Consider the following 22,123-nt stretch of genomic DNA (forward strand, 5'->3'; position numbering starts at 1 on the left):
GCTGTCGTTGCCCTCCCGGAGGAGGGCAAGCCTTTATTGTCATTATAGCTCAGTCTGGACCAGCTTCCCATCCCTAATCTCATAGATGAGATCCGCAGTGTGTTGCAGCAGGCGCTGATCATGCGAGATGAAGATGATCGTGCCGTTGTAGTCCTGCATGAGCGTCTCCAGCGCCTCGATCGCGGGCAGATCCAGGAAGTTGCCCGGCTCATCCAGCAGCAGGATGTTGTAGCGACCGAGCAAGAGTCTGGCCAGCTGCAGCTTCATCCGCTCGCCGCCGCTTAGCATCGACAGCCGTTTGCGCACATCCTGCGCGGTGAAACCCATCGACGCCAGCACGGCGCGGATCTCCGGCACCTGATAGTCGCTAAGCTCCTGCATATACGCCATCACTTGCTGGTCCCCGCCCGTTTTGTAGCCCTTCTGATCAAAATATCCGATCTCGGCCTTGGGCGCCAGGGTGATGCCCGCCTCCCGCTCCGCAATCATGCGCAGCAGCGTCGTCTTGCCCGTGCCGTTGCCGCCTGTGATGGCAATTTTGGCCCCCAGCGGGAATTGGAAGGAAGCTTTATCGAAGATCACCTTGTCGCCGTACCGCTTGTTAATCTCCGTCCCTGTCACGGGGAAGGGATTGTGCAGCTCCAGCGCCTTGCTCTGGCGGAAGGTCACCTTGCGCTCCGCTTCAGGCAGCTCTACCGTGCCAAGCGCTTCGATGCGGTGCTCCATTTGCTTGGCGGCTTTGTGCATTTTTTTCTGCTTGCTGCCTACCGTCTTCTGATGACTGAGCCGGCCTCCGCTATCCGAGCTGTTCTTGCGGGCCGCCCCCCGTTCCTTCTGTTCCATCTTGCGGGCCTGGGCCTGCTTCTCGGCGATCGCCTTCTCCAGACGCTCCCGCTCGGCGGCCACCTGCTTGTATTGGGCGGCCTGGGCCGTACGCTCTTCTTCCTTGCGGGTCAGATAGTCGCTATAGCCGCCCCAATACTCGGTGATGCGTCCGTCCTTCAGCTCCCAGATCTTGTCGACTGTCTGGTCGAGGAAATGACGGTCATGGCTGATGATGAGCAGTGCCCCGCTATAATGCTTCAACTGGCCGATCAGCAGCTCGGTACCTTCCCGGTCCAGGTGGCTGGTCGGCTCATCGGCGACGATGCCGTCCGCGGCGCTTGCGAGCGCCTGCGCGATCTTGAGCCTCGTCTCTTCCCCGCCGCTTGGGCGATCGAGCTCGCCAGCTGCCAGACCGAGCTTGCCTCGCAGCGCATAGTCTTCGATGTCGCCGGCAGCCGGCGCGTCCTCCAGCTGCGGGATGTAGGCCAACACCCCTTCGCGGACAACCTCGCCTTCCAGCGGCCGCTGCTCGCCCAGCAGTACTTTGACGAGGGTGCTTTTGCCCGCTCCGTTGGCGCCGACCAGACCGATCCGGTCGTAAGCATAGAGCTCCAGCTCTTCCACATCCAGCACGGCGCGTCCCATATATTCCACATAGATATCTTTGGCTTTGATTAATCGCATCATTATCGTCGTCCTCCTCCTATGAAATCGCAGTTTCTCGTCAGTCGCAGGATGGCCTGCGATCCAAGAAGGAAGGTTTAGATAAAGAAATACCAATGCATCCGCATCGTCATCGTCATCGCTCCTTTACACGGGAAAATAACAACAAAAAAGCAGCTCCTCATTCCCTTAAAAGGGGCTGGAGCTGCTAGCGTTCACGAACGGGGACACGCCGATGCGGACATGGCGAACAACTGGCAACCGCCTGCCGAGGTTCTCTCGAGCCCCCGAAAAGCCTGTCACCACTCCTAAGCAGAACCAGGGGCATCCCTAATCCGGCCCAGAATAAAGCCATGTACAGCATACAAATAATCTGCACCCGTTCAGACCAGGTGAAACGGCTTCGCCTAAGAGTTTTGCAAAGCAAAACTAGCTTCGTAAGCACACGGCGCAGCAAGTTTCATCCGGAGAATTCTAAGTTGAATATACGTGTGCAACATATATTATCTTAGAATTCCAGCAGCTCGAACAAGCCCACCTCATAAGGTGAACATCGTTAGTCCAAGCTTGCTTACCAGATCCGAATCGAGTGCATCATCTTCGGCGGGCCTCCCCTAATTTAGAATAGTCACAGCATAGCATCGTCTATCTTGTCCTGTCAAACTGGCATACTGGCTGCAAAAGCTTGCGCTTGCAGACAGCAGGCTCACTGCCGGAAGCTGAGCCCCTCCTCCTGGAGCGCCTCCCGGAGCTTGGGCAGCGATGCCGGCCCCATGCCGTGCAGCTTCAGAATCTCACGTTCACTAAAGCTTGACAGCTTCTGCAGCGTCGTAATCCCTTCATGCTCCAGGGCGCTTCGCGCCGGCGACGAGAGCCGGGACAGCCAGCCGCTCTCCGGCTTGCGCTCCCCCTCGCAGACCGGACATGTCGGACAATCGCTGCTCTTATAATAGCGGTGTCCCTGCACGCAGACCCGCAAAGTTTTATTCGTGGTCACTGCGCATCAGCCTCCTGTTCCAAGATGTACCATCGTGATCCATGGCTACCCACTGCTCTCGATGAAATCGCTGGCGTTCTGACAGGCAACCAGCAAAGCTTCATAAGCTTCCACGAGGGCAACTGTCGGCCTGTCATTGCCCGTGATGACACGCTTAAGCTGCTGCTTGAAATCCTCGTACGCCTTGAACACGGGATCAATCTCGTAATGCTGGATATCCTCATGCAGGATATAGAACTTCCAGGCCTCCGTATAAGACGCATGGGACATCGTCAGATAGCCCAGCGACAACCGGTAATTGTGCGGCGACGGGTGCTTGTGCAGCACTTCATACGCATCTGCTCCGTCCCTGCAAGCACTGTCAATCAGTCCCCAAAATAGGCTTTTATCTCTCTGCCATTCCCTGTCACTCATACTGACCCCCTCCCTGCTCCATTCTACCATATAATAACTTCGTACGAACATGCATTTCGTTTTTTAGATAACCAGACACCCCATCTGATCCGCGATACTGATCGTCGCCTCGACGCCTGCCTGGAACACGAGAAAGTCGCTCTCCACGCCGTCGCTGAAGATGACCCCGTCCTCCGGCATCTGGGAGACGATCCGGAGCGGGCGCCCGGCTCCGATCCGGCCGAAGACGAGCTCGGCCGTCGTTGTCCGGCTGGGGAACGGCTCGCGCACGGCAAAATAAAGCTCCGGCGCGTCCCAGGCCGCACGCGGATCGCCGTCCTCGCCGGCAGCATAGAGCATGCCCGGTTCGATTGCGAGCGGCTGCCCCGTGGTGCCGCGGACGATCCCGGCTGCGCCTGCCAGGACGCTTTTGAACCAGCCAGTGGAGCCCAGGCCCGTGGAGACGATGATACCGCTGGAGGACTGCCGTTCGGTACGGCCGTCCAAGGCCAGCTCATACCGGGCGGAGACGTGGCTCTTGCGGCCGATGAACAGATCGTTAACGGCATGCAGCGTCTGCCCGTCACTCAGCTCGGCCTGCGCCAGGGTCACAGCCTTATACGGCCGCTGTCCGCGCAGCACATCCCGCATGATCAGCCGCAGATCTCCCGCCTGGAACGGCAGCAGCACGCCGTCCCAGCGCAGCGGGTCCGGGTTGACGCCGACCAGCGGCTGGCCGTCCAGGTATTTGAGCGTATTGGCGACGAGGCCATCCTGCCCCAGCACGACCACCGTATCCTGCGGCCCGAATATGAAGCTCGGCAGGAACGCCCGGTCGATCACCTGGAGCCGGCCGATCGCCTCCAGCTCGCCGGTTACCTGGGCCAGCACCTCCTGGTACTGACGGTCCTCCGCTTCATAATCGCCGAAGTCAGCGCCAAGCCGCTCGATGTAGAAGCGGGCCTGCTGTACGGTGTTGTAGCGCATCACAAGCTCTTGCAGCCGGGTCGGCCGGGTGACGAGGATGAGCTTGCGTTCAGTCGCGGGGCCGCTCATCGGCCGCCGGCGCCGCGTGCCTGCGCCCCTCCTCCGGCTGTCTGGCGGCCCGACATCAGGCCTTGCAGCAGATCCGGCGAGATGTTCAGCTGGCCGATCCGCTCGGCTTTGTCTGCGAGGTCCTGGAAGGCAATCGCGATCAGCTTGTCGGGATTCATGCCCAGATTGGACAACGCCTGCAGGACGCCCGGCTCGACGCCGTGCAGCGACTTCATCACCGTACCCAGCTCATACGCCTTGGCATCGGCCTCTGCCCGTTTGTTGGCGGCGGCCAGGTCGATCAGTTGATGACGATGCTCCTCCATCTGCGTCTCGAACTGCAGCTGCTCCTCCTGCATCGTATGCTCCTTGTGCCGGACGGCACGGTCGGCGTCGAGCTGGGCTTCCCGGATCTGGCGCTTCTTGGCCTCGACGGCCATCTCCGTGCTCAGCTCGTTCTCCTTGAGCCGCCGCTCCTGCTCGATCGACGCATTGCGGCGGCGGTAGAGCGCCTCGTCCGCATGCTCCAGGATCTCCTCCCTCGCCTGCGCCTCCAGCGCCCGCATCGTCTCTTTGTTAGGCAGGATCGCCAGCACTGCCACACCCATCAGCTCGACGCCGAGCGCATCCAGCTCCTCGCTGGCCCGGACATCCGTCTTGATCTGCTGCGCCAGCCGTTCGCTGGACTGCACCGCCTCGCGCAGCGGACGCCGGGACAGATCGTGCTTGGCGTGCACCTTCGCCAGATTGATGATGCGCTGGTTCAGCTTGGCCGGATCGTCGGAGAGGTAGACATGTTTCTTCAGGTCGTACGTGTAGTTGAGGATGCCCGTGATCCGCCGGTAGTCGGCGATCCGGTATGTCAGCTGCCCCTGCACGGTGACCATCTGGTAATCCTGCGTCATCTCCTCGAACATGAACGGCACATCGATCGAAGAGACCGGTACGACCACCACAGAAGTCACCGGGGCATAATAGTAGAATGAGAGCCCGACACCTTCCCTGACCACCTTGCCGTTCCTGACCTTCATCACATATTGCGTCGGTTGAAACTTTGCATAACGGATGCCAAACATGGACAACGCCTCGCTTTCTTTTTGATATTGTATATTTGATATTATCAACATAATAAAACAGAGAATTATAATTGTCAATATGACATTATCAAAAACGTGTATACCACCTGTTGTCTAAGCAGATGTGACTGTGCGACAACTAGGTTGACTGTCTCTACCTACAGTTACGGACACAGCAGACGTTATTCCGATCAAATGACACCTTTTCGGGATCTTTCTGGACAGACGATCCGTTATTTCCCCGAGATAGCCTCAACATGACCACGAATGCTGCAAATAAAGGATCGTGTGTCCACGAGCACCTCCCAATCTACGGATCTGCAGGAAATAGGCGCTATTGTGTCCATACAGTTAGCTCTGTCTCGGTAGCAGTAGCGGTCGCATTAATGTTATCGGGGTTGGCGGGGGTCCCCCCGATCACCGCCGTCGCGCCAACACAAGAAGGGAAGCCCAACTGGCTCCCCTTCATTACGTTCACCTCTTATCAGTGGCGATACCGTTGCTGTCAGAGCAGCGAACGGAACCACCGTTGGATCCGATGCACGATCTTCTGTCCGGTATTGGCCTCCCTGAGCTGGATATCCCACATCACGGCTTTCACGTCGGGATCGGAGTGCTCATTCATGACCGAAATCCTGAGCTCCTGAACCCCGCCAACCGGAGCTTCAAAGGACAAGACGGGGTTTTCCTCCTTGTATTTATTAGGCGATAACCCCAGTGAGTAGATCTCTGTCCCGTCCGCAACCAACAGCATTTCACTTCCCGCTTGTCCCTCTCCGCTGAGCGCATCGTCAGGGAATGCGACGTACCCCTCCAGCGTCAAGTATTGGCCGTCCAGAGCGATCGTGAAGGTGCTGCTGCTCGTATTATCCTTGCTATACAAATTAAGCTTGGGCTCTACACGTTCACCTGCGACTGTAAAAGCGGTCAGCTGTTCATCCCACGTCACTTCTCCTGCCGTCACAGGCACGTTATGCAGAGCCATCGTGCGGCTGCCCGGCTGGTCCAGATAATGATTAACCCCGGCGACAGCCGTAAACGTAAGAAGGGAGAACACCACTGCAGCCAAGCCGATCCTGACGAGTCCATGGAACGATGTCCGGTCCTGCCGGATCACTCGCTGAGCCGCATACCCCACCGCCGCGCCCAGCGTATTGATCATGATGTCGTCGATATCAAACGAGCCCCGACCCGTCACCATCTGCAACATCTCAAGCAGTGTAATGGCCAGAACGAACAAGCCGAGGAAACGGATCAACCGGAAGCGGAACAACAATGGGATGAGAATCCCGAACGGGATAAAGGCAACAAAATTGCCCACGTTAAAAAACCATAGTCCAAACGTTCTGCCGGACGGAAAATGCAGCGGAATGCCCTGCGGAATAAAGTTGTACCGCCAGCCGAAATCGGGGAAGTCCCGCTGCCTCCCAAATCCCGCAAACATGAAATAGAGCGTCAAGCCCGTATATAAAGCCAAAACCACCCACATCAACCTTCTCTGCCTGTCTTGAAACATAAGTGCTCCCTTCTATTCCGTTATCCGGCCTCGTACTGGAACTGCCCCGCCTGCAGCCGGGCGTAGAAGCCGCCTTGCGCCAGCAGCTCCTCGTGGGTGCCGCGCTCGGTCACTTCCCCGCCCTGGATGACGAGGATCTGCGCCGCCTCCCGGATCGTGCTCAGCCGATGGGCGATGACGAAGCTGGTCCGGCCCTTCATCAGGACGCGCATCGCATCCTGGATCTGCATCTCGGTCCGCGTATCGACGCTGCTCGTCGCTTCGTCGAGGATGAGGATCGCCGGATCGGCCAGGATCGCCCGGGCGATCGTCACCAGCTGCCGCTGGCCCTGGCTCAGATTGCCGCCCTCGGCGGACAGCATCGTGTCGTAGCCGCCCGGAAGCTTGCGGATGAACGGATCCGCTCCCGCCAGCTCGGCCGCCCGCTGAACTTCCGCATCACTGGCCTCCAGCCGGCCATAGCGGATATTGTCCCGGATCGTGCCCGTGAACAGGTAGCCGTCCTGCAGCACGATGCCGAGCCGGCGGCGCAGACCGAGCTTGTCGAGCGTCCGGATCTCCCTGCCGTCGATGAGGATCTCCCCTTCGCGGATATCATAGAACCGGGTCAGCAGATTGATGATCGTCGTCTTGCCCGCTCCCGTCGGTCCTACCAGCGCGATCATGTCGCCCGGCTGCGCCGTAAAGGAAATGTCCCGCAAGATGGGATGCTCGCCGTAGCCGAAGGAGACGTCGCGGAACTCCACTTGTCCCTGCACGGGAACATCCGCTTCAACTGCGTCATGATTCCCTTCTTCGTATTCCGCCTCCGTATCCAGAATCTCGAACACCCGCTCCGCCCCTGCGACGCCGGCCTGAATCATATTGTACTGATTGGCGAGCTCGTTGACCGGACCGCTGAACAGGCGCGAGTAGTTCAGGAAGCTGACGATGACGCCGATCGTCGTCCATTCCTGCAGCACCATCCAGCCGCCCGCGACGGCGATCAGGATGAAGTTGAAATGGTTCATCATGTTCATGACTGGGCCGACCAGCCCCGAGAGGATCTGGGCGCGTGTGCCTGCGTGCATCAGCCGCGTGCTGATCGACCGGAACTCGCCGGAGGCCCGCTGCTCGCGGCCCATGATCTTGACGACCTTCTGGCCGGACACCGTCTCCTCGATGAAGCCGTTTAGTTGGCCGAGATGCTGCTGTTGCTCGCGAAAGTGCCGTTTGGTCCGCTTCGCGATCTGTTTGGTCAGCAGCATGACTGCCGGGATCGTAATGACCGCCACCAGCGTCAGCCATACATTGAGGATAAGCATCAGTGTCAGCGAGCCGACCAGCATCACGACGCTGTTCATCATCTGTACGAGGCTTTGGTTCAAAGTGGCGGACACGTTGTCCATATCATTGGTCGTGCGGCTCATCAGCTCGCCATGCGTCGTCCGGTCGAAAAAACGCAGCGGCAGCTGCTGAAGATGGGCAAACAGATCGTGCCGCATCTCCCAGACCGTGCGGCCGGCCACGCCTGCCATCACATAGGTCTGCAGCCAAGAGACAAGACTGCCCGCAGCATAGACGCCGAGCAGGAGCAGACAGAGCTGCGCCAGTCCGTCCAGCCGCCGCTCCACGATGAACACGTCGATGGCTTGCCCCAGCAGATAGGGACCGGCCAGCGCGAGCGCCGCACTGCACAGGACCAGGAGGCATACCGTCATCAATGATCTCCGCTGTCTGGCGAGATAGAGCCAGGTGCGCTTCAGCGTCGCCCCGGTATGCTTGGCCCGGACCTTCTCCACCTTCGCTCCGCGGCCGCCGCCGAGGCCGAGCGCAGCCTGGCTCACTTCCGTCTTCTTGCTTGCCGCCCCTTGGTCCGGCCTAGACATGCAGGGTCTCCTCCTTTCTCAGCTGGGACTGGCAGATCTCCCGGTAGACGCTACTACTGGCCATCAGCTCGTCATGCGTACCGATCGCATGGACGGCGCCGTGCTCGAGCACGATGATCTGATCGGCATCGATGACGGAGGCGATGCGCTGGGCAATGACCAGAGTGGTACTCTTCGCCATCAGCTCCCGCAGCGAGCGCTGGATACGCGCCTCCGTCTGGAGGTCAACCGCACTCGTGCTGTCGTCCATGATCAGGATCGCCGGCCGCAGCAGAAGCGCCCGCGCGATCGAGATCCGCTGCTTCTGTCCGCCCGAGAGATTGACGCCGCGCTGACCGAGCTGGGTATCGTAACCTTCGGGGAGCGCCGCGATGAAGTCATGCGCCTGCGCCGCCCGCGCGGCAGCCTCCACCTCTTCATCGGAGGCAGCTGGCATCCCGTACCGGATATTGTCGCGGATCGACCCCGTGAAGAGGATCGCCTGCTGCAGCACCACGCCAACCTGCGTCCGCAGCTCCTTGGTTGTGATGTCCCGGACATCGGTGCCGTCCAGCAGGACACGGCCGCTTGTCGGATCATACAGACGCGGGATCAGGCTGACCAGCGATGACTTGCCAGCGCCTGTGGCGCCCAGGATCCCGACGGTCTGGCCCGGCTTGACGGCGAAGCTGATGTCACGCAACGCATACTCATCAGAGGCGGCGCCATAGGCAAACGAGACGCCCTCGAAGATGATGCCGCCTTCTCCGATGGCGGGTCTGCCGGTCTCCGCAGGGCCGGTAATGGCCGGCTGCGTATCGATCACTTCCTCGATGCGCACCGCCGAGGCGGCAGCCCGCGAGATCGCCACCAGCATCATCCCTACGGACAGGAGCGAGAACAGCAGATGAGTCAGATAATTGACGAAAGCGATCAGATCGCCCACCGGCAGTGAGCCTTCTCTCGTCTGTGCACCGCCATACCAAAGCGCGGCGACGACGCTAAAATTCAGCACAAGCATCATCAGCGGCATATTGATCGCGATCGTCCGTGCCGCCTTCAAGGCGACCTCCAGATGATCGTCATTGGCCTTGCCGAAGCGCAGCTTCTCGAAGGCGGCTCTGACAAACGCCTTGACGACCCGGATGCCCGACAGGTTCTCCTGAAGGACCGTATTTATAGCGTCCAGCTTCTGCTGAACAACGCCGAAGATCGGGATGACACGTCGGCTGATAACGATCAGAATCACGATCACAATCGGGATAATGACGGCAAAAATCAAAGCCAGACGCGGGCTGATCAGGATCGCCATGATGATACTGCCGATTGCCAGACCAGGAGAGCGTACCAGCATTCGCAGCACCATCTGCACCATATTCTGCATCTGCACGACATCGCCGGTCAGCCTGGTGACGAGCGAGCCGGAGCTGAACCGATCGAGGTTGTCAAAGGAAAACGTCTGCACTTTGTCAAACAGCCGGACTCGCAGATCCGCCGCAAAGCCCTGCGCCGCCCGCGTCGAATAGACGGTACAGCCGATCCCGCCCACCAGACCGACGAGCGCCACCAGCGACATCCACAGGCCGGTCCGCCAGATATGGCCAAGGTCGCCCGTCATGACGCCTTGATCGATGATGCTGGCCATGAGCCGGGGCTGCAGCAGATCCATGCACACCTCCATCACCATCAGCAGCGGCGCCAGGATGACAGCCAGACGATAGGGCTTCAGGAAGCTGCGCAGTCTCCAGATCGCCTTCATGGCTCGCCCCCCTCTCCGCCGCGCGCCTCCCGGAAGCCCTGCAGGTCGCTGTGCATCCGCTCCAGCAGTTCGCGGAAGAGCCGCTTCTCCGTGCTGCTGAATCGCGCAAAGCTCCACTCCTCCAGGGTGCCGAGCGCTTCTTGGACGGCCACTGCTGCTGTTCGGCCCTTCTCCGTCAGGTAGACTCGCGATACCCGCTGATCCCGGGCATCCGGTCTGCGCTCCAGCAAGCCGTTGCTGGTCATGCGGTTGATCATAACGGTGAGCGTCGCCGGCTGCACCTGCATATGGCGGGCCAGCTCTTTCTGGCTCTGACCATCCTGCCCTGCCAGGCGCATCAGCAGCGGGGGCTGGCCGGGATAGACGTCATAGGCGCGGATCAGGCTATCCACATGGTGGCGGAACAGCTTCTGCGTCCGCGCCATGAGACTCGTTAACGGTTCTTCTTCGTATGAGTTCAATCGGAGGACGCTCCTTTTGTTTAGTCGACTAACTAAATTTACATTAATCGATCTTGCTGAGGCTGTCAATGAGGGAAGCCCCATGCAAACCTAACGCCGACAGCCTAATGAGCTCGAAAATTCATGTTCGTTCAGCCACTATTCGCTCTTACAGCCGCATCGAACTCGAAATATCGTGTTCATTTCACCAATTCCCGCCCCCCAGCCCAATCGAACACGAAATTTCATACTCGTTTGGCACAAATCCGCCTGGCGCGCGAATTAAGCTCGAAATTTTCGTGTTCGTTGTGCCCCTACCCGGCCAATCTTCCCTCAACCTACCAAAAACCCGGTCTCGAAAGACCGGGCTCGCAGGTTACAGCAACTATGAGCGGGCATACCGGAGGTAGTCAAAATCAGCGATGCCGCCGGACTGTAACGTGGCGTAGTTGAACAGACCGAGGCGGTAGCCCATAAAATGGTCCAGTGTATACTTCATCTCAAGGGGCCGGCCGATCTCGTGCCAGATGTCGCCGTCGGAAGAGTAATAAAAGCTGGCCTGATCGATGCTGTCCTCGAAATTGAAGTGGATCTTCAGATGAATCCGCTCCCCCTCGTAACGCACCTGCTCCACCACTGCCTCTTCCCCGCCGCCGCGGTTCACGCCCATCTGGACCTGTCTCGCACCATCCTCCGCGATCTTCACGCCGACCGTGCCGAACCGGTTCTGCATCGCGACCAGTCCGGCGTGATCTCCCGGCTGCATGCCGGACAGCTCCAGCAGCGTCTCGGCCGTACAGGCCGGACCTTCCGTACGCTGTGTCAGTGTATTGCGGGCCTGAAGGACGCTCTCCGCCAGCGCCCCTGTCTCAAGCCGCAGATACCCCGGCCGCTCTGTCACCGACCACCGCTCCGGATCCGGGTTATGGTTCCATTGCCAGTTCAAGGCCAGCCGGTTCTCGCCATATTCGAATTCGTCGCTGATGACCAGCGGCTTCACAGCAGAGGTCGGCAGCAGCACCTCAAATTGTGCAGGCACCTTGCCTTCCTCGCCGAAGACCGGCCAGCCGTCAACCCAGATCACCGGGACAAGGCAGGGAATCCGGCCCACCGCATCATGATCCTGGAACAGCATTGCGTACCATTCGCCATCCGGTGTATCGAAGATGCCGCCCTGGGCGACGCCTTTGTTATGGTAGCCCATGTCATCATCCAGCACGACCTGGTGCTCATACGGGCCCAGAAGCTCCTTTGCACGATAGCAGAGCTGACGCCGCCGTCCATGACCGACACGCGGCCAATCGATGAAGAACAGATAATAATAGCCGTCGATCTTGTAGGCATGACAGCCTTCGCACCGCAAGCCGATGCCCTCGCGCTCCGTCTCGAACAGCAGCTGGTCCACCCCGCCAGGCTGAAGCGCCGTCGCGTCCGCCGTCAGCTCAGTGATGCGGATGGCTCCATTGCCGTACATCACAAATACACGGTCGTCGTCAAACAACAGACCCGGATCGTGGCGCAAGCCGTCGATGACATGCCGCTCCCAGTTGCTGCGCTCGATATCATCGGTCTTGAAGACATAGAACCGGCGCGTATCGTTGCAAGAGAAGCAGACATAGTAGATACCGTTATGCTCCCGCAGACTGGCTGCCCAAGAGCCTTGGCCGTAGATGTGCCGACCGCCAGTTAAGTTATGCCCGTCATTATCCTCCAACTGCTCGAATACATAACTGACAATTTCCCAATGCGCCAGATCTACGGACTTCATAATCGGACAGCCGGGCATCGAGTGCATGCTCGTGCTAACCATGTAGTAGGCGTTGCCTGAACGGATTACATCGACATCCGGCACATCCGACCACAATACCGGATTGTTCACGAACGTTGTACTCATCATATGCGCACCTCCCGTATCATCTGGGTTATCCCTTCACAGTCACATCTAGCGACACTTCTGCCAGCGCCGGGTCCAGATCCTTCTCTTCGGTCAGACCCAGCACCGGATAGTCATCGATATCAAAATGCACCCGCCGAATACCGGAACTGCGGGGCGCATCGATGCCAGCTCTGGCGTGATAGACGTTCCAGATCAGCCCTTGATCATCCTGCACATATGAATTGTGACCGGGTCCGTATTCGCCCGGTACGCTGCGGGAGGTCAGGATCGGATAGTTGCCTTTGGTCCAGCTGCGCGGGTCCAGCAGATCCGCATCGGGATCCGCACTCAACAGACCTACGCAATACGTCGCATCGACCAGCGCGCTGGCGAATGTCACGAAGATCCGGTGGTCCGTAAGGAGCGCGAACGGCCCTTCATCGACAAATGTCTTGTTATTGGCCCAGCCGTAATCCGGTCTGCTCAACATGACCGGATCGCTAATTAGCCGCCACGGCTCCCCTTTATCGGCTTCGGCGATGTAGATCCAGGAACCTAGATCGTGCGGGGACAAGATACGTTCAGCCCACAGCACATACAGCCGGTCTCTCCATGCGAGGACCGTCATGTCCAGCGTTATCCCCTTGTCGCACAGCGGGGCGCCGTCCTGCCGGACAACCCTGACTGGCCGTTCCCAATCTGCGGCTGCCATCGGATCGCCGCCTCGTCTGAGCTTCATCACGTGGGACTGGATCGCCGCGAATTCTCCTGTGCTACCGGCATGGAAGATGTACAGGTCCCCGCCGATCCCATGAAGCTCGGGCGCCCATAGGAACGCTTTCAAATGGTCGTACATCTCCGTATCCAGGATCGTCGCCTCTTCCGCATGCTCCAGCTCGGAGATGCGGTCCGCCACCCGGATCCCCAGTGACTTGTTGCCGTTCTTGTCGTTGGTGGCGATGAAGTAATACCGCCCCTGCCACTGGAAGATGTTCGGATCTGCCCGGTGGGAAGCCATCGGAAAAGCATAATGCTCCTGGCGGACACTTCCGGTGATGCGGTATGTTCCCGGACGCGACCAGTCGACAGCCTCGGTATGCCAGTCCACCGGCTTCTTGGCCGTTGTGCCATCGCTGTAGACAGCCGTTGCCATGACAGCATCCAGCTCTTCCTGGCCTCCAGCCGCAACACTGGACGGCACTTCGTTGCGGATGTTGACAGGCACCGTCAGCTTGCGCACCAGCCGCTCCGCCACCTCGCAGGGCAGCGACAGCGTATTGCGGGCAACGATGCCTTCGATCGCTGCCGCCGGGGACTCGACCCGGAACGGCTCGGCACGCTCCGGCGCCGAAGCCCCGCGCTGATCGCCGAGCTCCGCCACGCAGCTTGCGTAATAGTCGCCGGACGCATCGCGCCAGCGGATGACATAGCCCTCGCGGGCCTCATCGTAAACGCACATCACGTCGTCGACGTCGGTGCCGCCTTGCAGATCAAGCAGGCCGATCTCCTCATATTGCAGCAGATCCGCCGTAACGAACAGCAGCACGGACCCGCAGCTCGACGCGTCCGGTTCGCCTCCCGGTTCCGTACGCACGGCGACGACACCAAAGGTGCCGTCGGGCCGGGCGAATAGATAGGGGTTCTTCAGACTTTTGGCTAGCAGCTGCCCATGCTCGTTTTCCGTCGCTTTAGCGAACAGGACGCCGGAATTGTGATTGAGCGGACGATAATCCGCGCCATCTTCGCTATATGCGAGATGCATACTGTAAGCCAGCTTCGGCGCATAGACCTGCTCGTCCAAAGCTTCCCGGGTATAACACATCACATCATAAGTAGGATTATGACTTCGATCAGACACGGCTCGCACCCTTTCTTTGGCCAGCATAATTCGAGTGTAGCAATTGCCAGTCACCCAATCAACCCGCTGATGGATAGATGTTCGTGTGCGGGGCGAGTGCTAGCCCTTCACGCCACCGACGACCATCCCTTTGACGAAGTACTTCTGCAGGAATGGATAGACCATGATGATCGGCACACTGGCAACAATCGTCATCGTGGCGCGGACCGAAGTCGGCGTCACCATCTGGGCACTCGATTGGGCATCGGCGAAAGCGTCAGCTGAACTGGTAGTCGTATTCGATGTCGACAATACCTTCATCAGCTCGTACTGCAAGGTACTGAGATTTTGCCGAGATGAATTGTACAGAAAGACATCAAACCAGGAGTTCCACTGGAAGACCGCTACGAACAACGATACGGTAGCCAGAGCCGGTACCGTCAGCGGCAGGACAATCCGCGTAAATGTGATGAAATCGCCGGCGCCGTCCATCTTGGCGGATTCCATGATGCCCTCGGGCAGGCCTTCTATGAACGAGCGGATGACAATCATATTAAAGACGCCGATAATTCCAGGGATAATGTACACCCAGAAGCTGTTCAGCATGCCCAGCTCTTTGATCAGCAGGTAGTTAGGAATCAGACCGCCGCTGAAGTACATGGTGAAGATAAAAGTGATGGAGACGAACTTCTTCAGCGCATATTCGGGACGGCTGATCGTGTAGGCCAGCATCGCTGTGCAGAACACGGAGATAGCCGTGCCGATGATGGTACGGGCAGCTGATATGAAGGTGGCATGAAAAATGTTCGATTCGCTGAATACATACTCGAAGTTCCGAAGCGTCCATTCGCGCGGCCAGATATAGATATCGCCGCGGATGGAGTCGTTGGCGTCGTTGAAGGACAAGGCAAACATATTCAGGAATGGATACAACGTGACGCATACGAGCAAAATCATAAAAATGACGTTGCATATATCAAATATTTTGTCGCCGATCGAGGACGTACGAAAGGTATTGGCTCTCGCCATAGCACCTGGCCTCCTTTGCTAGTGTACTTCTTTTTGAACAACCTCTAATATAGTCTGCTTTCGCCCAGTCGTTTGGCGAGATTGTTGGCAGCGATCAGGAACATAAAGCTGACCACCGTTTTGAACATGCCCGCAGCGGTTGCCAGACCAAAATTGTTCATCTGCATCCCGTATTTGAGGACAAATATGTCAAGGTTTTCCGAATATTCAACGTTCATGCCGTTACCGAGCAGGTACTGCGCTTCGAAACCGGACTCGAGAATGTGACCCAGGTTCATAATCAAGAGCAATACGATAACCGGCTTCATGCCCGGCAAGGTGATGTGCCACATCCGCTGGAGCCTTGAGGCGCCGTCCATCTCAGCCGCTTCGTACTGCGCGGGGTCGATGGAGGTGATGGCAGCGAGATAAATAATCGTATTCCAGCCGACGTTCTTCCACACTTCCGTCACGCCAAGGATGCCCCAAAAATACTCGCCGATCCCCAACCATAGAATCGGCTGCTCAATCAGCGACAAGCGCATCAGCATGACATTGACGATGCCTTCGGGGGCAAGCGCGGTTTGGACAATATTGGCCGCGACAACCCAGGAGATAAAGTGCGGCAAGTAACTGATCGTCTGGACCGTGCGCTTGAAGTACATCCGGCGCAGTTCATTGAGGAGGAGGGCCAGCACAATGGCTGTACCAAACCCAAGCACCAGATTAATCCCGCTCATGACGAGCGTGTTGCGCAACACCAGGTAAAACTGCGGCTCCGAGAACAGGAAGCGGAAGTTCTCAAGTCCAATCCAGGTCTGATCAAACAGATCCCGGGCCAATCTGAATTTTTGAAAAGCAATGGTCCATCCCCACAGCGGAATGTATTTGAATATAATCACCCAAAGGAGGAATGGCAATGACATTAACATCAGCATTTTTTGCTTGGATAACGTTTTGATTAAGGCTCTTAGGCGCGAATCGCCAGAGGTCGATTGTGTAATCGGCACTGTTTGTTTCTCCACCCGCTCCGTCTCCCTTCCGGCTTTCAGTCTCTCTCTAGAAGCGTGGTGAAAATTAGGCCTACGTTGTGCGGATCGTCCTTCCGATCGCTGTGGTTCCCAGAATTCTTGAATAAAACCTCTGGTTGAGGTTGAATTACGGGAACCAAGGCGAACGCTCCGCTTCTCCAGGACAATTCCGCCCCACTTCCGGCACTTTTTCACCAATCTTCTATTGCATGGGTATAGAAGGGAAAAGTGAAACGAGCTCACTTTTCCCCTTTTGAACATATACCTTTATTTGTTCCTGCTTATGGAACGGGTGCTTACCACTTGCCGTCGACGCGCTCTTTTACGCGCTTGGTGACGAAGGCTTCGAAGCCTGCCGAATCGAGCTTGTTGAACTCGGCAATATATTCGTTCCAGACGGATTCAAACTCTGCTTCTTTGGCAAATACCATACGCGGATAGTATTTTTGCTGCAGGTCGCCCGATCTCTGGCCAAACAACTGCTCAGGAGAACCCTGCTCCTTCTCGATACTCCATGCCGGGTACCACGGACGCTCGATCGGATCTGCGAAGAAATCGGAGAAGGTTTCCGCGCCATATGCTTCAAGCAATACCTTGTCGCCTTCCGTGTAGTTGACCGCAGCGACCTCCGGCTGATTGAAGACACGGTGCGCGTTGCCGTCCTCATAGACCGAGTTGTCGCCATAACGAGGCCATTCATAGTCGAAGTACATCCAGCCGTACTGACGCTTGAACTCATTGTCGTTGCGGTTTGCCAGCTGCTCCTCGCTCATGACCATCCGGCCTTCTTCGTTCACCGAATAAGTCTCGCCTTCCTGCCCCCACATCACGAGCTTCTGGTTCTCATCGGTCAGCAGGTTGTCCCAGTACTTGATGATGCGTACAGGATCCTCAGCATTTACGGTAATGCCCAAGCCCCGGTTATTAACAAAGGACGGCGGATCGATGTAGGCATCTGTAGTGTTCTCATCAAAGGTGATCGGCAAGGAGACGTAGCGCAGATCATCGTTGCCCGCTGCTTTCAGGTTGTTCGTCGCATCCCCGATCTGCCAGGCGTAGTTGACATAGCCCAGGACGCGGCCGGAAGTCAGCTTGGCCAAATACTGGTCCTTGTTGGCTGTGAACGTCTCGGGGTCGATCAGACCTTTACTGTTCATCTTGTTCAGTGCAGCCAGCCATTGCTTCTCGTAGTCCGTTCCCATGTACAGACTGGCTTCGTGTGTATCCAGGTCAACCAGCACATTCCCGTCGTTCGGGTAACCGGCCAGATGCATCGGCTGGTTGGTGATGGTGAAGAATTCGCCGGCCGTGCCTGCGAAGGTTAGGAAGCCGATCGTATCTCTGCCGTCTACCGTCGGGTATTTGGCTTCGTACTGCTCGATCAGGTCGAAGTATTGGTCAAGCGTTTTCACTTCCGGATAACCGAACTCTTTGAGCACCCGGCGCTGAATCCAGAATGTACTCATCGCATCCGGATCACTGAGATAGCCGTTCACATTGGCCGTATACGGCAGGATATAGATATTGCCGTCTTCATGCGTAATCTTGTCCATATAATCGCCATACACACGCTTGATGTTCGGGCCATGCTCCTCAATCAGATCATTGAGCGGGATGAAGGCGCCGGCATCCAGCAGCTTGGGCAGCTCGCCTACCGGTGAGATGACATCGGGATAGTCGCCGCCCGCGATCATGACGCCGGATTTGGTGCTCGCATCCCCTACGACGAATTCGATCTGCCAGTCGACGCCCGTCTGCTCCTGGAGAATCTTGCCGATCGTCGTATTGCTTGCCAGGACATCTTTGTTGGTGCCGAATCCAAAGTAAGTGAAGGTGACCGGATCTGTACTTACCTCACCATTTACGCTCCCGGTTTGCGAAGTGCTGCCTCCCGAATCGTTCGAGCAGGCTGCCAGCAGGACCGTCGCCGCTGTCAGCACTGTCAGGCCGGTGGTCAGCCATTTTTTCTTGCGCATTGCCGTTTCCCCTTTCTATAGACCAGTTGTAAAGACATCCTCAGTATAAAAGAAAACGCTTCCCGGTGTTATATGACAAAGTTTAGATCGGTCTTTGAATAATTAAGCTCTTCTAGAAGCGTGGTGAAAATTAGGCCTACGTTGTGCGGATCGTCCTTCCGATCGCTGTGGTTCCCAGAATTCTTGAATCATAACCTCTGGTTGAGGTTGAATTCCGGGAACCAAGGCGAGCGCTCCGCTTCTCCAGGACAATTCCGCCCCACTTCCGGCACTTTTTCACCAATCTTCTAAAGTTTTACCAGTTGCCTGCGACGCGATCCTTCACCTTCGCTGTGACAAACGCCTCATAGCCGGCAACATCCAGCTTGTTGAACTCGGATAAATATTCTTCCCAGATCGAATCAAATCCATCTGCTGGAGCAAAGACAAGCCGCGGATAAAATTTCAACTGCAAATCTCCCACTCTCTGATTGAAGATCTGTTCCGGCGACCCTTGCTCTTTCTTGATGCTCCATGCCGGGTACCAAGGACGCTCTTGCGGCTCTGCGAACAGCCCCGAGAACGTGTCGATGCCATAAGCCTCAAGCAACGTCTTGTCTCCTTCCGTATAATTGACAGCCGCCACTTCAGGCTGACTGATCGGCGAGTAGGCGTTGCCGTCTTCAAAGGTCGAGTTCGCACCATATTTGGGCCAATCCACATCAAAGTAGGCAAATCCGTACGACCGTCTGAATTCATTATCATTGCGGTTGGCAACCTGCTCTTCCGTCATCACGAACCGGCCTTCTTCATTAACGGAATAAGTGACGCCTTCTTCCCCCCACTGAACAAGCTTCTGATTGTCATCGGTGAGCAAGTTGTCCCAATATTGGACGATGCGGGCCGGATCCTCGGCGCTGACCGTTATGCCTACCCCGCGATTGTTGACAAAGGAAGGCGGATCGATGTACGCATCTCTTATATCCTCATCGAACACGACAGGCAGCGCTACATAGCGGAGATCATCATTGCCCGCTGCTTTCAGGTTGTTCGTAGCGTCTCCCACTTGCCAGCCATAGTTGAAATAGCCAAGCACCCGCCCGGATGTCAGCTTGGCGAGATACTGATCCTTGTTGGCCGTAAAGGTCTCGGGATCGAGCAGCTGCTTCCGGTTCATTTCATTTAAAGCGGCCAGCCATCGCTTCTCATGCTCCGATGCGGCATATACTTTGGCCTCATGCGTCTCCATATCGACGATTACATTGCCTTCGTTCGGATATCCGGCCAAATGACTCGGTACGTTGGCGATGGAGAAAAACTCGCCCGGAGCGCCGGCCGAAGTAACGAATCCAATCGTGTTTTTACCATCGACACTCGGATATTTGGCTTGGTATTGCTCAATCAGGTCAAAATACTGATCAAGCGTTTTCACTTCCGGATAACCGAATTCCTTTAACACGCGGCGCTGCATCCAGAATGCGCCGCCCCCGATATCGGGTTCGGTTATATAATCGTTTACATTAGCAGAAAATGGAAGGATGTAAATATTTCCGTCTTCCTCTGTGAATTTGTCAAAGTGTTCTCCGTACACCCGTTTGATGTTGGGACCATACTCTTCAATCAGGTCATTGAGCGGGATGAGCGCTCCCGCATCCAGCAGCTTGGGCAATTGACCAACATCGTTGATGACATCAGGATATTGGCCCCCGGCGATCATCACACCAGCCTTCGTGTTGGCATCTCCAACCACGAATTCCATCTTCCAATCCACACCGGTCTGCTCCTGCAGAATCTTGCCAATCGTGGTATCGCTTGCAAGAACGTCCTTGTTCGAGCCAAAGCTGAAAAACGTGAACGTTACCGGATCTGTACTGACTTCTCCATTCGTTCCTTCCGACTGTGCGCCGCTTCCTTCTGAACCATTGTTCGAGCAGCCTGCAAGCAAGAGCGTCCCGGCCAACATGGCAGCCATTGCGGGTTGTAGCCATTTTTTGCGCATTGATTAAACCCCTTTCTGTTACAAAGCATTTGAAAGCACTTTTATTGTAAATTAAAGAGGTTGATAGTTTTATATCATAAACCTTAGTTTAGTCTTTGAAAATTTAAGGTTTTGCTTCCTCCTCCTGCTTCTCCATCGGCAGTCTCAGCAGGATACGGGTACCGTTGCCGGGGTTGCTCGATATCGTAAATGTGAAAGAATCGCCATAGCAGATCTTGAGCCGCGTCAGGACGTTCTTCATCCCGATCGAATCTCCCATCGCCGTTCCCTCGTCAAAGTAATGCTCGAGCTCCCGGATCTGCTCGGGATCCATGCCGACGCCGTTGTCGGCGATGACGAAGACGATCTGCCCCCGCTCCTGGGCGATCTGGATCGTAATATAGCCGATACCGGGGATGTTCTCGATGCCGTGGATGCTGGCATTTTCCACGAACGGCAGGAAGGTCATCTTCGGGATCTCGATGTCCAGCAGAGACTGGTCCACCTCGATGTGATACTCCAGCTTGCTGTCGAAGCGGTATTTCTGAATCTCCAGAAAGCTCTCCATAAGCTCCAGCTCTTCCCGGATCGTCACGAAGCTGCGCTTCCATAGGATCGACTTCCGGAATATTTTGGCCATATTCTGAATCGTCCGGGCCGTCTGCGATTCGCCTTTCATCAGACTTCGCATTCGGATCGTCTCCAGCGAGTTGAACAGGAAGTGCGGATTGATCTGACTGTGCAAGGCATGCAGCTGGGCTTGCCGCTGGCGCAGCTCCAGTTCCTTTTTCTGAATCTCTGCCTCATACACGTCATTGATCAGATTCTCGATCCGATCGCTCATCCGGTTGAACTCCACTGCCAGCTCGCCGACTTCGTCCCGTTCACGGTGATAAGGAATACGCTCGAAATTTTTACCCTTGACCGACTTCATGTGCCTCAGGATGTTCTGGATCCGGGTGTGGATGGAGCTGGAGATCACCGCGATCACCAGTGTCGGCACGAGGAAGTTGATCCCGGCGAACCACAGGATGAACTGACCGGAGCGCCTGACGTCATACAGGATCTTCTCCTCGTCCAATACGCCGTATAACATCCAATCGCTGAGATAGCGGTTGTTCTGATACTGCTGTCCGATCACGATCGCTTTGCTCGGCAGCGGGATCCCCTCCCGCATCAGCGTCTGGTCCGCAGTGATCAGGTTGCTGGACTGGCCTCCCACCAGCCGTCCGTACCGCGCCTCTCCCCTCGGGTCCAGCAGATAGATATCGCCTTCAAAGCTCGACAGATCGAGCAGCTGCCGGATATAGTTCATATTGAGATCGATCTTCAGCACATGCTCATACGGCTGGACGCGGGAGTCGGACAGCTTCTGTATGACGCTGATGCTGTCATGAGTGACATACAGATGCGGAAAAGTATTATTATGCGACTCGATCTGCTGATACCAGTCGCTCTCCCGCATCGCCTCGTCGAACCGGATGATGTGACCCGAATCGAGAATCGACGGATTATCGCTCATGATGAGGACCGAGCTGATCGTCCGGTATTCCTTGTCGGAACGGTTGAACAGATGCGTAATGTCGTTAAGCGACGCTACATACCGGTCGTAAGTCACATGATCCGTGTCCAGGTGATTGCCCAGCAGCCTGTCGATGGAGTACAGATATGAGATGCCTGCAGCATCGTCGATCACCGCCCCCAGCTCTGATTTCAGCTGATGGATGGATTGCTGCGCATCCGCAGTTTTCTGATTTTTGATATTGTTGGTCGTGACATTGTAGAACATGACATTCGTCAGCACGATCGGCGCGAATACGCACAGGATGTAGATGAAGATCAGCTTGTTGCGGAGCTTCAGATTGTGCAAGCGAAGATTGAACATGG

General features: G+C 56.7%; 16 protein-coding genes. All 16 read right to left on the reverse strand.

Going from position 1 to position 22,123, the window contains the following annotated elements; all coding sequences use genetic code 11:
- Positions 1-42 precede the first annotated feature (42 nt).
- The 16 genes from abc-f to ABC336_RS09890 all read right to left on the reverse strand — a co-directional run bounded on the left by abc-f (position 43) and on the right by ABC336_RS09890 (position 22,121).
- Positions 43-1,512: a ribosomal protection-like ABC-F family protein gene (gene abc-f, locus ABC336_RS09815; RefSeq protein WP_413238497.1), complete on the reverse strand. Its 1,470-nt coding sequence runs from the start codon at positions 1,510-1,512 to the stop codon at positions 43-45.
- A gap of 682 nt (positions 1,513-2,194) precedes the next feature.
- Positions 2,195-2,485 carry an RNA polymerase alpha subunit C-terminal domain-containing protein gene (locus ABC336_RS09820; protein WP_413238498.1) on the reverse strand — a complete coding sequence of 97 codons (291 nt, stop codon included), beginning with the start codon at positions 2,483-2,485 and terminating at the stop codon, positions 2,195-2,197.
- A 45-nt stretch (positions 2,486-2,530) separates the two neighbouring features.
- Positions 2,531-2,899 carry a hypothetical protein gene (locus tag ABC336_RS09825; RefSeq protein WP_413238499.1) on the reverse strand — a complete coding sequence of 123 codons (369 nt, stop codon included), beginning with the start codon at positions 2,897-2,899 and terminating at the stop codon, positions 2,531-2,533.
- Positions 2,900-2,962: 63 nt separating this feature from the next.
- Positions 2,963-3,934, reverse strand: coding sequence for a diacylglycerol kinase catalytic domain-containing protein (locus tag ABC336_RS09830; protein ID WP_413238500.1), 972 nt, complete (start codon positions 3,932-3,934; stop codon positions 2,963-2,965).
- The gene (locus ABC336_RS09835) at positions 3,931-4,989 is read right to left on the reverse strand and encodes an SPFH domain-containing protein (protein WP_413238501.1); all 1,059 of its coding nucleotides are present in this window, start codon (positions 4,987-4,989) and stop codon (positions 3,931-3,933) included. Before ABC336_RS09835 ends, ABC336_RS09830 begins: the two co-directional genes overlap by 4 nt.
- Positions 4,990-5,494: 505 nt before the next feature.
- On the reverse strand, positions 5,495-6,472 hold the full coding sequence (locus ABC336_RS09840; protein ID WP_413238502.1) for a VanZ family protein: 978 nt from the start codon (positions 6,470-6,472) through the stop codon (positions 5,495-5,497).
- Between the two features lie 53 nt (positions 6,473-6,525).
- A complete protein-coding gene (locus tag ABC336_RS09845) occupies positions 6,526-8,373 on the reverse strand; it encodes an ABC transporter ATP-binding protein (RefSeq protein WP_413238503.1) in 1,848 nt (615 codons plus the stop codon).
- Positions 8,366-10,111, reverse strand: a complete 1,746-nt coding sequence (locus tag ABC336_RS09850) for an ABC transporter ATP-binding protein (protein WP_413238504.1) — start codon at positions 10,109-10,111, stop codon at positions 8,366-8,368. The genes ABC336_RS09845 and ABC336_RS09850 overlap by 8 nt, the downstream gene beginning before the upstream one ends.
- Positions 10,108-10,572, reverse strand: coding sequence for a MarR family winged helix-turn-helix transcriptional regulator (locus tag ABC336_RS09855; RefSeq protein WP_413238505.1), 465 nt, complete (start codon positions 10,570-10,572; stop codon positions 10,108-10,110). The genes ABC336_RS09850 and ABC336_RS09855 overlap by 4 nt, the downstream gene beginning before the upstream one ends.
- Positions 10,573-10,936: 364 nt before the next feature.
- Positions 10,937-12,445 (reverse strand): glycoside hydrolase family 43 protein, encoded by a 1,509-nt coding sequence (locus tag ABC336_RS09860; RefSeq protein ID WP_413242478.1) that lies wholly within the window; start codon positions 12,443-12,445, stop codon positions 10,937-10,939.
- Between the two features lie 28 nt (positions 12,446-12,473).
- Positions 12,474-14,285 (reverse strand): family 43 glycosylhydrolase, encoded by a 1,812-nt coding sequence (locus ABC336_RS09865; RefSeq protein WP_413238506.1) that lies wholly within the window; start codon positions 14,283-14,285, stop codon positions 12,474-12,476.
- A 99-nt stretch (positions 14,286-14,384) separates the two neighbouring features.
- Positions 14,385-15,293, reverse strand: coding sequence for a carbohydrate ABC transporter permease (locus ABC336_RS09870; RefSeq protein ID WP_413238507.1), 909 nt, complete (start codon positions 15,291-15,293; stop codon positions 14,385-14,387).
- A 44-nt stretch (positions 15,294-15,337) separates the two neighbouring features.
- Positions 15,338-16,297, reverse strand: coding sequence for an ABC transporter permease (locus ABC336_RS09875; RefSeq protein WP_413238508.1), 960 nt, complete (start codon positions 16,295-16,297; stop codon positions 15,338-15,340).
- A 302-nt stretch (positions 16,298-16,599) separates the two neighbouring features.
- Positions 16,600-18,279, reverse strand: a complete 1,680-nt coding sequence (locus tag ABC336_RS09880) for an ABC transporter substrate-binding protein (protein ID WP_413238509.1) — start codon at positions 18,277-18,279, stop codon at positions 16,600-16,602.
- Between the two features lie 295 nt (positions 18,280-18,574).
- Entirely contained in the window at positions 18,575-20,257 is a 1,683-nt protein-coding gene (locus tag ABC336_RS09885) for an ABC transporter substrate-binding protein (protein WP_413238510.1), read from the reverse strand.
- Positions 20,258-20,360: 103 nt separating this feature from the next.
- Positions 20,361-22,121, reverse strand: a complete 1,761-nt coding sequence (locus ABC336_RS09890) for a sensor histidine kinase (RefSeq protein ID WP_413238511.1) — start codon at positions 22,119-22,121, stop codon at positions 20,361-20,363.
- Between the last annotated feature and the right edge of the window lie 2 nt (positions 22,122-22,123).

Source organism: Paenibacillus jepli, from assembly GCF_047238105.1.
Taxonomy (GTDB): domain Bacteria; phylum Bacillota; class Bacilli; order Paenibacillales; family Paenibacillaceae; genus Paenibacillus_D.